General features: G+C 63.3%; 11 protein-coding genes. 5 read left to right on the top strand and 6 right to left on the bottom strand.

Going from position 1 to position 14,299, the window contains the following annotated elements; all coding sequences use genetic code 11:
• Positions 1 to 227 precede the first annotated feature (227 nt).
• Genes C9411_RS11205 through C9411_RS11195 form a run of 3 tightly spaced genes read right to left on the bottom strand, consistent with a single transcriptional unit; the run spans position 228 to position 2,498 of the window.
• Complete coding sequence (locus tag C9411_RS11205) at positions 228 to 959, bottom strand: glutamine amidotransferase (RefSeq protein WP_107227073.1); 732 nt, start codon at positions 957 to 959, stop codon at positions 228 to 230.
• Position 960: 1 nt separating this feature from the next.
• Positions 961 to 1,941, bottom strand: a complete 981-nt coding sequence (locus tag C9411_RS11200; RefSeq protein ID WP_107227072.1) for a Gfo/Idh/MocA family protein — start codon at positions 1,939 to 1,941, stop codon at positions 961 to 963.
• A gap of 50 nt (positions 1,942 to 1,991) precedes the next feature.
• Positions 1,992 to 2,498 carry a M48 family metallopeptidase gene (locus C9411_RS11195; protein ID WP_004937154.1) on the bottom strand — a complete coding sequence of 169 codons (507 nt, stop codon included), beginning with the start codon at positions 2,496 to 2,498 and terminating at the stop codon, positions 1,992 to 1,994.
• A 149-nt stretch (positions 2,499 to 2,647) separates the two neighbouring features.
• On the opposite strand from C9411_RS11195, the gene rlmG reads away from it, so the two are divergent.
• On the top strand, positions 2,648 to 3,787 hold the full coding sequence (gene rlmG, locus C9411_RS11190) for a 23S rRNA (guanine(1835)-N(2))-methyltransferase RlmG (RefSeq protein ID WP_107227071.1): 1,140 nt from the start codon (positions 2,648 to 2,650) through the stop codon (positions 3,785 to 3,787).
• A gap of 34 nt (positions 3,788 to 3,821) precedes the next feature.
• On the opposite strand, the gene C9411_RS11185 is transcribed toward rlmG, so the two are convergent.
• Positions 3,822 to 5,843 carry an FAD-dependent oxidoreductase gene (locus C9411_RS11185; RefSeq protein WP_063988629.1) on the bottom strand — a complete coding sequence of 674 codons (2,022 nt, stop codon included), beginning with the start codon at positions 5,841 to 5,843 and terminating at the stop codon, positions 3,822 to 3,824.
• Positions 5,844 to 6,268: 425 nt separating this feature from the next.
• Between C9411_RS11185 and C9411_RS11175 the strand changes: the two genes are divergently transcribed.
• The gene (locus tag C9411_RS11175) at positions 6,269 to 7,888 is read left to right on the top strand and encodes an ABC-F family ATP-binding cassette domain-containing protein (protein WP_107227070.1); all 1,620 of its coding nucleotides are present in this window, start codon (positions 6,269 to 6,271) and stop codon (positions 7,886 to 7,888) included.
• A gap of 15 nt (positions 7,889 to 7,903) precedes the next feature.
• On the opposite strand, the gene C9411_RS11170 is transcribed toward C9411_RS11175, so the two are convergent.
• A complete protein-coding gene (locus C9411_RS11170; RefSeq protein ID WP_107227069.1) occupies positions 7,904 to 9,394 on the bottom strand; it encodes a PLP-dependent aminotransferase family protein in 1,491 nt (496 codons plus the stop codon).
• A gap of 121 nt (positions 9,395 to 9,515) precedes the next feature.
• Here C9411_RS11170 and C9411_RS11165 point away from each other — a divergent pair, with 121 nt between their 5' ends.
• From C9411_RS11165 to C9411_RS11155, 3 genes are read left to right on the top strand one after another with little or no spacing between them, the layout of a single operon-like run.
• Positions 9,516 to 10,781, top strand: coding sequence for a 4-aminobutyrate--2-oxoglutarate transaminase (locus C9411_RS11165; protein ID WP_063988632.1), 1,266 nt, complete (start codon positions 9,516 to 9,518; stop codon positions 10,779 to 10,781).
• Positions 10,782 to 10,793: 12 nt separating this feature from the next.
• Entirely contained in the window at positions 10,794 to 12,248 is a 1,455-nt protein-coding gene (locus tag C9411_RS11160; RefSeq protein ID WP_038879538.1) for an NAD-dependent succinate-semialdehyde dehydrogenase, read from the top strand.
• Between the two features lie 58 nt (positions 12,249 to 12,306).
• Entirely contained in the window at positions 12,307 to 13,548 is a 1,242-nt protein-coding gene (locus tag C9411_RS11155; RefSeq protein WP_063988633.1) for an amino acid permease, read from the top strand.
• Between the two features lie 73 nt (positions 13,549 to 13,621).
• Here C9411_RS11155 and yfcF read toward each other — a convergent pair whose 3' ends face one another.
• On the bottom strand, positions 13,622 to 14,257 hold the full coding sequence (gene yfcF, locus C9411_RS11150) for a glutathione transferase (protein ID WP_107227068.1): 636 nt from the start codon (positions 14,255 to 14,257) through the stop codon (positions 13,622 to 13,624).
• Positions 14,258 to 14,299: the final 42 nt, after the last annotated feature.

Genomic DNA, 14,299 nt, shown 5'->3' with positions numbered 1-14,299 from the left:
CGGCCAACGTCGGAAGACGCCAGCCGCTTTGTGAACGCTGCAAGCAAACCTCGCCTTCCGGCAAGGTCTCACTTACAACGTTGATGAAGGTGGTTACACCTTTGACATCAGGTTGCCCGGTAACCGGATGCTTGCGCATCGTAATGACGATTGACCGGCAATGAAGTTACTCCCCTTTGCACAGCAGAAAGTAATGCAAAATGTGTCGGCGGTCAACGTGAATCGCGTTAGCCGGCCATCGCTTTTTGCGCGCCCAGGCTGACGACGAATCCCTGCAGCAGCAGACGGCTGAACGGCGTGTCGCTAACCTGTTGTTGTTGCTGTTGATAGCGGGCTTGCTGCTCGGGATGCAGTTCGCCGAGCCACTGCAGATACTGGCTCATCACCGCGCCGTTGAATTCCGGGTGGAACTGGGTGGTCAGGGCGTGATCGCCATAGCGCAGGATCTGGTGCGCGTCCTGCTGCGAACGCGCCAGCGTCTGCGCGCCGGCAGGCGGCGTCAGCACGCTCTGCGAATGGATAAGGTTGGCCTTGAAACGCGGCGGCAGCAGGGTGAGCCGCCGGTCTTCGGCTGCGGCGGGCAGCAGTTCGATCTCCAGCGTACCCACCTCCATGCCCTGCGGGTGGTAGCCCACTTCGCCGCCGAGCGCGTAGGCCAGCAACTGGTGGCCGTAGCAGACGCCGAACAGCGGCAGTTTGATCACCATCGCCTGACGCAGCCATTCGGCGGCTTCCTCGCTCCACGGCAGCTGTTCGGTCACCATCGCCGGCGATCCGGTGATGATCACGCCGCAATAGGCGGCCGGCGGCAACGGCCGTTCGCCGGCGGGCAGATGCACGATGTGCGCGCGTTCGGCATCGATGTTGCCCTGTTGCAGGAACATACCTTCAAAGTTGGCCAGTTCCTGGCGAATGGCCTGCGGCGCGTCGCCGGTTTGCATCACGAGCAGCGGTTTCATCTCATTCTCCGTCGGCGGGGAAGACGACGCCGGTCTGGCGGCGGATGTCGGTCAGCAGGCGTGCGACGATCAGCGAATTCTCCAGCCCCGGATGTTCCACCTGGTGCTTCTCAACCAACTCGGCGAAGGCCAGCGCTTCATACAGCATGGTGTTGATGTGCTGCGGTTGGCTCAGATCTTGGCGGTTGCCGCCGCGCGGCGTCAGCGCCACGCCCTGACACTCGGAAATCTTGTCGATAATCAGCGTGCCTCCCTCTCCCTGGATCTCGCTGGGGATCGCCGAGTCGCTGACCTTGGAATGGGAAAGCGTGACGTCGAAATCGCCGTAGTTCAGGCAGACGGTGCCGTGGGCGTCCACGCCGGTCTCCAGCAGCGTGGCGCTGGCGAGCACCGACTGCGGCGCGCCGAACAGTGCCACTGCACTGGCCAGGCAGTAGTAGCCGATATCCATGATCGAGCCGTTGGAGAACTGCGGGTTAAAGGTGTTGGGATTCTCGCCGGCGAGATAGCGCGGATAGCGCGAAGAGTATTGGCAATAGTTGATGAAGGCTTTGCGCAGCCGGCCGACTTTCGGCAATGCCTGCTGCAGCGCCAGGAAATTCGGCAAGTAGGCGCTTTTGAACGCTTCGAACAGCACCACCTGATTTTCCCGCGCGCAGGCTACCAGTTGTTCCGCTTCGCGCTGGTTGGAGGCCAGCGGTTTTTCGCAGATCACGTGCTTTTTATGGCGCAGGAACAGCAGCGATTGCGGGCAGTGCAGGGAATTGGGGCTGGCGATATACACCGCGTCTATAGCATCGGACTGGGCCATTGCCTCGAGCGAGTCGAAAAACTGCGTGACCTGATAGTTGGCGCCAAATGCCTGCGCCTGTTCCAGCGAGCGTGAATATACGGCGCTCAGCGTGAGTTTGCCGCTTTCATGGGCGGCATCGATAAAACGTTCCGTAATCCAGTTGGTGCCGACAACGGCAAAGCGAATCATGGCGAGCTCCGGTCCAGGCTTAAAACCGCAGATTATCACGCCCTCACTCGCTATGCATACAGCTCGCCGAACAGCGAAAGGTGCGTCAGATACAGCCGGGTATCGAACTCCAACTGGTGGTAATCCGGCTCCATATGACAGCACAGGCTGTAGAACGCCTTGTTGTGATCTTTCTCTTTCAGGTGCGCCAGCTCATGCACCACGATCATGCGCAGGAAGGGTTCGGGTGCGACTTTAAACACCGTCGCCACGCGGATTTCTGCCTTGGCCTTCAGCTTGCCGCCCTGCACGCGTGAGATAGCGGTATGCAGGCCGAGTGCGTGCTTCATGACGTGGATCTTGCTGTCGTAGGCCACCTTGCTCAGCGGCTGAGCGTTGCGCAGATACTGGTTTTTCAGATCGACGGTAAACTGATACAGCGACTTGTCGGTGGTGCAGTCGTGCACCTGCGGATAGCGCTGCAGCAGCACGTCCCCCAGCCGATTCTGATGGATCAGTTGTTGCACCTGGCTTTGCAGATGCGTTGGGTAGCCTTGCAGGTAGGTCAATTCAGACATTCTTGTTCCGTATCAACGGCCATTCAGTCGGTCATTCTATGCTGTTTTTTCGCTCAAATCCTGACATACGCAATTTATCCGAAAAAACATTTTACTGACGGGCGTTTTTAGGGGATAAACAGCCCAAATTTTATCAGTCAGGAGGGGCAATGAGCCAACTCGATCTGGGAACACAGCAACTTGAGCTGGAGCGTTATCCCCAACAGGAAGAATCCACCCAACTGCAGGCGTGGGAAGCGGCGGACGAATATCTGCTGCAACAGCTTGAAAACGTAGATATCGGCGGCCGCCCGGTGCTGATTTTCAACGATAACTTCGGCACCCTGGCCTGTGCGCTGCACGCGCATCGCCCTTACAGCGTCAGCGACTCGTACATGAGCCAGCTGGCGACGCGCCACAACCTCAAGCTCAACGGTCTGGATCCTGAGCAGGTCACGCTGTTGGACAGCCTGGCCGAGCTGCCGGCGGCGCCGGCGGTGGTGCTGATTCGCGTGCCGAAGGCGCTGGCGCTGCTGGAGCAGCAGCTGCGCGCGCTGCGCCACGTTGTGACCGAAGACACGCTGATCGTCGCCGGCGCCAAAGCGCGTGACGTGCATACCTCGACGATGCAGCTGTTCGAAAAGGTGCTGGGCCCGACGCGCACCAGCCTGGCGTGGAAGAAAGCGCGCCTGATCTTCTGCCAGGTGGCGGACATCGTCCCGCCGGCGGCAGCGGAAACCACCGACTGGACGCTGGACGGCACTGATTGGCTTATCCACAACCACGCTAACGTCTTCTCGCGCGGCAGCCTGGATATCGGCGCGCGCCTGTTCCTGGATCATCTACCGCGTGGCCTGAACGGCCATATCGTCGATCTGGGCTGTGGCAACGGCGTGATTGGCCTGACGGCGCTGGCGCAAAACCCGGAAGCGCAGGTGACCTTTCTCGATGAATCTTACATGGCGGTGGCCTCCAGCGAGCTGAACGTGGAGCACAACCTGCCGCAAGAGCTGGATCGTTGCCAGTTTGAGGTGAACAACGCGCTGGCGGGCATCGAGCGCGAAAGCGTGCAGGCGGTGCTGTGTAACCCGCCGTTCCACCAGCAGCACGCCATTACCGATCACACCGCCTGGCAGATGTTCTGCGACGCCAAGCGCTGCCTGCAGGTGGGCGGCGAATTGCGCATCGTCGGCAACCGCCACCTCGACTATCACCAGAAGCTCAAGCGTCTGTTCGGCAACTGCACGCTGGTAGCCTCGAACAAGAAGTTCGTGATCTTGAGAGCGGTGAAATCCGGCGCGCGTCGCTGAGCGTGATGACCAAGGGGCGCTGTGCGCCCCTTTCTTACAGCGCCATCGCCAGCCGCGTACCCTGATCGATCGCGCGGCGGGCGTCCAGCTCGGCGGCCACGTCGGCGCCGCCGATCAGATGTACGGTTTTCCCCATCGCCAGCAGCGGTTGCTGCAGTTCGCGGCGCGGTTCCTGCCCGGCGCAGATGACCACCGTGTCTACCGGCAGGCAGCTGTCCTGCTCGGCGCGGGTGATGTGCAGCCCTTCGTCGTCGATCAGTCGATAGCTGACGCTATTGAGCATCTTCACGCCGCGCATTGCCAGGCTGGCGCGGTGGATCCAACCGGTGGTTTTCCCCAGGCCTTCGCCCACCTTGCTGGTTTTGCGCTGTAACAGGTAGATTTGCCGCGCGGCCTGTGGCGCCTGCGGCCCTTGCGCCGCCAGCCCACCGCGCTGCTCAAGGCGGCCGTCGATGCCCCATTCGCGGTTGAATTCCGCCTGATCCAGGCTGCTGGAGACGCCGTGTTGGCTAAGATACTCGGCGGTGTCGAAGCCGATGCCGCCGGCGCCGACGATCGCCACCCGCTGGCCGACCGGTTTTTTATCGCGCAGCACGTCCAGATAGCTCAGCACCTTGGCGTGCCCGATGCCGGGAATATCCGGGGTGCGCGGCACGATGCCGCAGGCGAGGATCACTTCGTCGAATTCGCTTAAATCCGCCGCCTCGACCTTGACGCCCAGCCTGACCGTCACTTCGCGCAGCGCCAGCTGGCGGCGGAAGTAACGCAGGGTTTCATGGAATTCTTCCTTGCCGGGGATCTGCTTGGCGATGTTGAACTGGCCGCCGATCTGCTCGGCGGCGTCGAACAGCGTCACCTGATGGCCACGGCTGGCGGCGGTGGTGGCAAAGGCCAGTCCGGCGGGGCCGGCACCGATCACCGCCAGTTTTTTCGGTTTTTCCGCCATCGTCAGCGGCATTTCGGTTTCACGGCAGGCGCGTGGGTTGACCAGGCAAGACGTCAGTTTGCCTTCAAAAATCTGGTCGAGACAGGCCTGGTTGCAACCGATGCAGGTATTGATCTCGTCGGCGCGTCCCTCGGCGGCTTTCTGCACAAAGGCGGCGTCGGCGAGGAACGGGCGCGCCATCGACACCATGTCGGCGCAGCCGTCCGCCAGCACCTGCTCGGCCACCGCCGGATCGTTGATGCGGTTGGTGGTGATCAGCGGAATACCCACCTTGCCCATCAGCTTGCGGGTCACCCAGCTGAACCCGGCGCGCGGCACCATGGTGGCGATGGTCGGGATGCGCGCCTCGTGCCAGCCGATGCCGGTATTGATGATCGTGGCGCCTGCCTGTTCGACCGCCAGCGCCAGCTGTTCGATCTCCTGCCAACTGGAGCCATCCTCCACCAGATCGAGCATCGACAGCCGGTAGATCAGAATGAATTCCGCGCCCACCGCCTGGCGCACCGCCCGCACGATCTCGACGGCGAAGCGCATGCGGTTGGTGAAGCTGCCGCCCCAGCGATCGTCGCGCTGGTTGGTGCGCGCCGCCAAAAATTGGTTGATCAGGTAGCCTTCGGAACCCATCACCTCAACGCCGTCGTAGCCGGCCTGTTGCGCCAGCGCCGCGCAGTGGGCGAAGTCGGCGATGGTCTGCTCGATCTCCGCTTCACTCAGCGCGCTTGGCGCGAAGGGATTGATCGGCGCCTGCAGCGCGGAAGGGCCCACCGGGTGCGGTTGATAGCTGTAGCGGCCGGCATGCAGGATCTGCAGCGCTATCTTGCCGCCCGCGCGATGAACGGCCTCGGTGACCGGCCGATGGTGAGGCAGCTGCGCCTCGCTGTTGAGGGTGGAGCCGCCGCGATACACCACGCCTTTGTCGTTGGGCGCGATGCCGCCGGTGACGATCAGGGCCACGCCGGCGGCGGCGCGCTCGGCATAGAACGCGGCCAGGCGCTGCGGGCCGTCGGGCAGCTCTTCCAGGCCGGTATGCATCGATCCCATCAGCACCCGGTTTTTCAGGGTGGTGAAGCCGAGATCCAGCGGCGCCAGCAGGTGAGGGTAATTGCTCATTGCACTCTCCATCGTTCATCCCCCGCCTCTTTCAACCTGCAGCGTTGTTGCCTGCGTTCGCTCGCCCCAGTCACTTACTTGAGTAAGCTCCTGGGAACGCCCGAACTTGCCGCCTAGCTGCAGGTTGAAAGCGATTGGGGATGAGCATCTGTTATTATTATGTGAACACAAGTGGTCGGATGAGATAAATCTAGCCGTTGTCGCGCCGCTTGGGAATCTGCGTTGTGCCGAATGTGATAGACGTCATGAATCTCAGGCAACGTTTGCATAACCAACAAAAGATCGGTTAACCTTTGCGCGTTGCAAATTCCTTCTCTCTGCGGAGCCATAACCGAAAATGAACAACCACACCTGTTGATATCTGGTCCCACGCTGTGCGCTCCCGCGCCCTGTGGGGATGTTTTTGATCTCATTCAGGAGTGCTTATGGCTCATTTTGCGCAGTCCCCTTATTTCGTTTTACATCAACTGACCTGCCAATTTGCTGACGGCGAAACGCTGTTCGGCCCGCTGGATCTCGCTTTCGATCGGCAGAGCTGCGGCCTGGTGGGGCGCAACGGCGTCGGCAAAACCCAGCTGCTGCGCCTGATCGCCGGGCGGGATCTGCCGGGCAACGGGCACGTTGAATCCCATGCCGCATTGGCTTACGTTGCGCAGCAGCCGGAGATCGCGGCGGGCACCACGCTGGCGCAGCTGCTGGGCTACGGCGAGGTCTTCGCCGCGCTGGCGCGCATCGAGCAGGGGCGGCCGTTGGCGGACGATATCGATCGTCTGGAAGGACGCTGGGATCTCAAAGATCGTCTGCAAAGCGCCTTCGCCGCCGCCGGGCTGCCAGCCTTCGATCCGCTGCGATCCGCGTGCGACTTGAGCGGCGGCGAACGGATGCGCGCGGCGCTGTGCGGCGCTTTTCTAGGGGAGGCGGATTATCTGCTGTTGGACGAACCGACCAATCACCTCGACAGCGCCGGGCGCGCCTGGCTGTATCAGCAGTTGGATCAGTGGCGCGGCGGGCTGCTGATCGCCAGCCATGACCGGCAGCTGCTGGGGCGTATGGAGCGCATTGTCGAACTGACGCCCGGCGCGCTGCGCAGCTACGGCGGCAACTACGACGACTACCGGCGCCAGCGCGATACGGAGCAGCAGGCGGCGCGCGCCGATCTGGAGCATGCGCGCGAGGAGCGCCGCCGCACCCGCGCCCGCCAGCAGAAAGAGCACGACATGAGCCAGCGACGCTCGGCGCAAACGCTACGCGTCGTCGATACGCTGAATATCGCCTCTTTCGAGCGAGTGGCCTACAAGTCGGCGGCGAAGGAGAGCCTCGGCACGCTGCGCAAACAGCATCAGGAGCAGCGCGACAGCCTCGATTCGGCGGTGCGCGAGGCCTATCAGCGGGTGGAAGACGAGCAACCGGTGTTGCTGGCGCTGCCGGGCAGTGAAGTGAGCGCGAACAAGCAGGTGCTGGTGCTCGAGCAGCTGCAGCTGCCGTTCGTCAGCGCGCCGCCGCTGGATCTGCGGATCGACGGCCCGATGCGCGTGGCGTTGACCGGCCCCAACGGCTGCGGCAAATCCACCTTGCTGAAGACCATTCTCGGTCAGCTGGCGGCGCTTTCCGGCCATTGTCATTGCCCGCTGTCGACGGCCTACCTCGATCAAACCCTGTCGCAGCTCGACCCGAGTCTGTCGGTGATGGACCATCTGGGGCTGCAGGATTCGCCGCTGGCGGAAGGCGCGTTGCGTACCCGGCTGGCGCAGCTGCAGCTTGGTGCGGATCGCATCGCGCTGCCGCTGGGCTCGCTGAGCGGCGGCGAACGGCTCAAGGCGGCGCTGGCCTGCGCGCTGTGGCGGCGACAACCGGCGCAGCTGCTGTTGCTGGACGAACCGACCAACCACCTGGATCTGGCGTCGTCGCTGGCGATCGAAACCGCCCTGGCGGATTTCCCCGGCGCGATGCTGGTGGTATCGCACGACGAAGACTTCCTGCAGGCGCTGCGGCCGACGCACCGCCTGAACCGGCAGGCGGACGGCTGGCGGCTTAAGGCCTGGTAACGCGGGAAGGCGGCCCTAAGGGGCCGCCTTTTTCATCTCGGGCGCGTTAATGCACGCCAGCAGCTGGGTGAAGGCCGCGGCCATCTGCTCTTCCGGTACGCAGGCAAACCCCATCAGCAGGCCGCGCCGGCGGTTGGGCAGCATATAGTAGCGCGACAGCGGCCGCACCAGCACCCCGTGCGCGGCGGCAGCGGCGGCGATCGCCACGTCGTCGGCCTCGTCCGGCAGATTGAGGATCAGGTGCAATCCGGCGTTGCTGTTGAACTCGCTGAGCGCCTGTTTGCCGAGGTGCTGTTCGATCAATCCGGTCAGAAAAGCGCGCCGCCGGGCGTACAGCAACCGCATGCGGCGGATATGTGCAGTGTAGTGCCCCGCCTGAATAAACTCCGCCAGCGCGCTCTGAATCAGCAGGTGCCCGCCGCGGTACAGCTCGGCGTGGGCGGTTTTCAGCGCCTGCACCAGCGGCGGCGGCAACACCACATAGCCGAGGCGCAGCGCTGGGTAGAGCGTCTTGCTGAAGGTGCCGATGTAAATCACCGGCGCATCGGCCTCCAGGCCTTGCAGCGCCGGGATCGGTTGGCCGGAAAAGCGGAATTCGCTGTCGTAGTCGTCCTCGACGATCCAACCGCCGGCGTTGCGCGCCAGCGCCAGCAGCCGTTGGCGCCGCGCCAGGCTCATCACCGAGCCGAGCGGATACTGGTGCGACGGGGTCACGAAGATCAGCCGCGGCGGGGTGGTCGGCTGCTCCGGCGGAACCAGCCCGGCTTCGTCCACCGCCAGCGGGCAGATATTCAGCGCATTGATGCGCAGGATATTGCGGATCCCCCAATAGCCCGGCTCTTCGATCCAAGCGTCATCCCCCGGATTGCACAACATGCGCGTCACCAGATCGATCGCCTGATGGATGCCTTCGGTGATCAGGATCTGTTCCGGCGAGCAGTGCACCGAGCGCGCCACCCGTAAATACTCCACCAACGCATGCTGCAGCTCCGGGCTACCGCCCTGATTGCTGTAGGTCAGCCGTTGCGGCGCCGGACGGCGGCTGAGCCTCGCCTGGATCTTGCTGAACAGCTGATGGGGAAAGGCGTTGACGTCGGGCACGCCGGGAATGAACGCCCCCCACTGTTTGGGGCTGGCGCTGGCGTGGTGCAGCAGCGTGGCGCCGCGCTCCGACAGTTCGACGCGGCGCGGTTGCCCGCTGCCGTTCGCCGGGGCGCCGCCGGTGGAGAGGCAGCTGTCCGGCACCGTGTCGGCGACGAAGGTGCCGCTGCCGGCGCGCGCCGACACGTAACCTTCCGCCAGCAGTTGTTCATAAACGGTTAATACAGTGTTGCGGGATAGGCTGAGCTCCTGCGCCAGATCGCGCGAGGCGGGCAGGCGGCTGGAGGGCGGCAGGCTGCCGTCGAGAATGCTGGTGCGGATCGCGTTGTAAAGCCGCTTGTGCAGCTTGTCATCGGGCTGTTCGCCAAGGCGCTGCAGCAACAGGTCACCACTCAATGAGCGCAATTGGATCCCTCAATTATTCGTAACTGGCACTCGATTATAGGGCCACATCCTGTGTAAATAAACGTCATTGTTTCACGAATGTGAACGAAACGTGTAACTGGCACCGACCGGAGAGAACAGCATGAAAAACGCAGAATTGAACCAACGCCGTCAGGACGCCACCCCGCGCGGAGTGGGCGTGATGTGTGGTTTTTACGCCGAGCGCGCAGAGAACGCTACGCTGTGGGATGTGGAAGGCAAAGAAGTGATAGATTTCGCCTCGGGGATCGCCGTGCTGAACACCGGCCATCGCCACCCGAAGGTGATCGCCGCGATTGAAAAGCAGCTGCAGGCCTTCACCCACACCGCCTATCAGATCGTTCCTTACGAAAGCTATGTCTCGTTGGCAGAGCGCATCAATCAGCGCGCGCCGATCGCCGGCCCGTGTAAAACCGCCTTCTTCACCACCGGCGCGGAAGCGGTGGAAAACGCGGTGAAGATCGCCCGCGCTTACACCGGCCGCCCGGGCTTGATCACCTTCGGCGGCGGTTTCCACGGCCGCACCTACATGACCATGGCGCTGACCGGCAAAGTGGCGCCTTACAAACTGGGCTTTGGCCCATTCCCCGGCTCGGTGTTCCACGGCCAGTACCCGAACGCGCTGTACGGCGTGACCACCGAAGACGCGATGAGCAGCCTGGACCGCCTGTTTAAAGCGGATATCGATCCCAAGCAGGTGGCGGCGATCGTGCTGGAGCCGGTGCAGGGCGAAGGCGGCTTCAACGTGGCGCCGGCCGAATTCATGCAGGCGCTGCGCGCGCTGTGCGACCAGCATGGCATCCTGCTGATCGCCGACGAAGTGCAGACCGGCTTCGCCCGTACCGGCAAGCTGTTCGCCATGGAGCACTACAGCGTTAAACCGGATCTGATCACCATGGCGAAAAGCCTGGCGGGCGGCATGCCGCTGTCGGCGGTGGCGGGCCGCGCCGAGGTGATGGACGCGCCGGCGCCGGGCGGGCTGGGCGGCACCTACGCCGGTAACCCGCTGGCGGTGGCCGCGGCGCATGCGGTGCTGGACGTGATCGAAGAAGAGCAGCTGTGCCAGCGCGCCCAGCGCTTGGGGCAGCACCTGGTGGAAGTGCTGCAGCAGGCGCGCAAAACCAGCCCGGCGATCGCCGATGTGCGTGCGCAAGGTTCGATGGTGGCGGTGGAATTCAACGATCCGGCCACCGGCAAACCATCTGCCGATATCACCCGTCAGGTGCAGCAGAAAGCGATGGAAGAAGGGCTGCTGCTACTGAGCTGCGGCGTGAACGGCAACGTGATTCGCTTCCTGTACCCGCTGACCATCCCGGACGATCAGTTCACCAAGGCGATGGGCATCCTGTCCCGCGCGCTGGCCCACTAAGGAGTGAACGGCATGAAATTGAATAATCCCGAGCTGTTGCGCAGCCAGTGTCTGATCAACGGCGAATGGTGCGATGCCCTGAGCGGCAAGCGCGAAGCGGTGATCAATCCGGCCACCGGCGCCGAACTGGCCAGCATTCCGCTGGTCAGCGAAGAGGAAACCCAGCAGGCGATCGCGGCGGCGCAGCGGGCGCAAAACGAGTGGAAACAGCTGACCGCCAAGCAGCGTTCCGCGCTGCTGCTGGCCTGGGCCGACAAGGTGCTGGCCGCACAGGAAGATCTGGCACAGCTGATGACCGCCGAGCAGGGCAAATCGCTGGCGGAAGCGCGCGGCGAAGTGGCGTACGCCGCGTCGTTCATCACCTGGTTCGCCGAAGAGGCCAAGCGGGTGGACGGCGCGGTATTGCAGGCGCCGCAGGCTTCGCAGCGCCTGGTGGTGGTGAAGCAGCCGATCGGCGTGTGTGCGGCCATCACCCCGTGGAATTTCCCGGCGGCGATGATCACCCGCAAGGTGGCGCCGGCGCTGGCGGCCGGTTGCGCCATCATCGTCAAACCGGCCGAGCAAACGCCGTTGACCGCGTTGGCGTTGGCCAAGCTGGCGCAGGACGCCGGCATTCCCGCCGGCGTGTTGCAGGTGGTGACCGGCGAAGCAGCGCAAGTGGGCAAGGTGCTGTGCGACAGCCCGGTGGTGCGCAAGCTGAGCTTTACCGGCTCGACCGAGGTCGGCCGTATCCTGATGGCGCAGTGCGCGCCGAGCATCAAGAAACTGTCGCTGGAGCTGGGCGGTAACGCGCCGGTCATCGTGTTCGACGACGCCAATCTGGACGCGGCAGTGGCGGGCATCATGGCCTCCAAGTTCCGCAACAGCGGCCAGACCTGCGTCTGCGCCAACCGCATCTACGTGCAGGACGGCATCTACGAACGACTGGCGGAGAAACTGGTGGCGGCGGTCGAGCAGCTGAAAGTCGGCGACGGTAGCCAGGAAGGCACGACCCAGGGGCCGCTGATCGACAGCGATGCGGTGGCGAAGGTGCAGAGCCATATCGACGATGCGCTGATCAAAGGAGCGCAGATCGCCACCGGCGGCCAGCCGCACGCGTTGGGCGGCACCTTCTTCCAGCCGACGGTGGTGACTGGCGTGACGCAGAAAATGCGCTTCGCCAAAGAAGAGACCTTCGGGCCGGTGGCGCCGCTGTTCCGTTTCCATGACGAGGCGGAAGCCATCGCCATGGCCAACGACACCGAATTCGGCCTGGCCGCCTACCTGTTCACGCAGAACGCTGCGCGCCAGTGGCGGGTGCCGGAAGCGCTGGAGTACGGCATGGTCGGCATCAACACCGGGTTGATTTCCAACGAAGTGGCGCCGTTCGGCGGCGTGAAACAGTCAGGGCTCGGGCGTGAAGGATCGCGCTACGGGATAGAAGAATATCTGGAGCTGAAATACCTGTGTATCGATGTGAGCTGTTGAGCGTCAGGACGTTAACCCATCCCGGCGGCCAGCGTCGCCGGGCGATAAAGGATGATGCATGTCTGATAATATCTCTGTTTCTCCGGCGCTTGCCGCCGGGGTGCGAGCACCTGCACCCGCCAAATCGTTAAGTTTCCTCGAAGGGGTGGCGATGATCGTCGGCACCAACATCGGCGCCGGCGTGCTCTCCATCGCCTACGCTTCCAGCAAGGCCGGTTTCCTGCCGCTGCTGTTCTGGCTGGTGCTGGTGGGGAGCCTGACCACCATCACCATGCTGTACGTTGCCGAATCCACGCTGCGCACCCGCGCGCATCTGCAGCTGAGTGGGCTGGCGAAGCGCTACGTCGGTGGCCTGGGCGCCTGGCTGATGTTCGCTTCGGTGTGCGTCAACAGCGTCGGGGCGCTTACCGCTTATATGACCGGCAGTGGCAAGCTACTGCAATCGCTGTTCGGCATCTCGCCGGCGCTGGGCAGCTTGCTGTTCTTCGTGCCCGCCGCCGGCGTGCTGTACCTTGGTTTGAAAGCGATCGGCCGCGGCGAGAAGTTCATCAGCATCGGCATGGTGGTGATGTTGACCGCGCTGGTGGCGGCGACGCTGCTGAAAGACACCACCCAGATGCGCAACCTGCTGGACGGCGACTGGCGCTATATGGTGCCGGTGTTCAACGTGGTGGTATTCTGCTTCTCGGCGCAGTATATCGTGCCGGAGATGGCGCGCGGCTTTGCCGACAAGCCGGAGCAACTGCCGAAGGCGATCATCGTCGGCATGGTCGTGACCTTCATTTTGCTGGCGGCGGTGCCGATGTCGGTGATCGCGCTCAGCGGGCTGGATGGCATTTCCGACGTAGCCACCATCTCCTGGGGCCAGGCGCTGGGGCAGTGGGCGTTCTTCTCCGCCAACATCTTCGCGCTGTGCGCGATGCTGACCTCGTACTGGGGATTGGGCGGCAGCTTCCTGACCAATATTTTCGACAAGTTCCGGCTGGGCAACGACGAGCTGCCGCTGCGCCGCTTCGGCGTACTGCTGCTGGTGGTGGTGCCGCCGTTCGTGCTGGCCTACAGCGGCCTGGTGTCGTTCGTCAACGCGCTCTACTTCGCCGGGGTGTTCAGCGGGGTGATCCTGTCGATCATGCCGATGCTGATCCTGCGCGGTGCGCGCAAACAGGGCGACCAGACCCCGCGCTGGCAGTGCAACTGGATCACGCACCCGTTGCTGCAGGTCAGCATTGTGTTGCTGTACCTGGCCAGCGCGGTGTACGCCATCGCTTCATTGTTAGGCTATCTGCCCTCTGGATGGTGATTTGCCTTCCCTCAAGCAGTGATGTTGTTTCTCGGCATTGAGAACGGCGGCGTCGTGGCCGCCGATTTTTTTCTCAGGCGCGCCGTTTTTCCGACAACGCCAGCCAGGCCTGCACCGAAGGGCGCTGCCACTGCTTGTGCGCATAGTGGCGCACGCGCTCCGGCACCGCATCACCGTGCATCACCAGCCGGTTGAGCATCAGCGCCAGATCGGTGTCGGCGATGCACCACTCCCTGAACAGATTGTCTTGCCCGTGGCTCAGCAGTTTTTCCACGGCGGCGATCAGCTTGCGCGCGGCCTCTTGCGCGGCTTCGGACAGCGGCGGGAACTTGCCGTTGTTGAACACCACCTCGGTCGAACGCTCGGCGCGGATCGGCAGCAGATCGCTGCGCAGCCAGGCCTGGATCTCGCGCGCTTTGGCGCGCAGCTTCACGTCGCGCGGGTATATGGCGTGGGCCGGGTGGATGTCTTCCAGGTATTCGGCGATCGCCGAAGACTCTGAGAGCTGGAATTCGCCGATCGCCAGCGTCGGCACCCGGCGGGTGAGCGACAGCGCCGCGTAGGCCGCCTCTTTGTTCTCTTCCTTCGCCAGGTCCACCGTCTTCACGGTGAACGGAATGCCTTTTTCCGTCAGCACGACAAAGGCGGACATGGCGTACGGGCTGAAAAATTCACTGTCGGTGTAAAGCTCGATGATCGGTTGAGACATCGGCGGTTCCTCGGGGTTAAAGGGGGAACATTCATCATTGTC

This window comes from Serratia sp. Nf2 (assembly GCF_003028435.1).
Taxonomy (GTDB): domain Bacteria; phylum Pseudomonadota; class Gammaproteobacteria; order Enterobacterales; family Enterobacteriaceae; genus Serratia; species Serratia marcescens_L.
The sequence above is the reverse complement of the archived record's forward strand: the minus strand, read 5'-3'. Positions and strand labels throughout refer to the sequence as shown.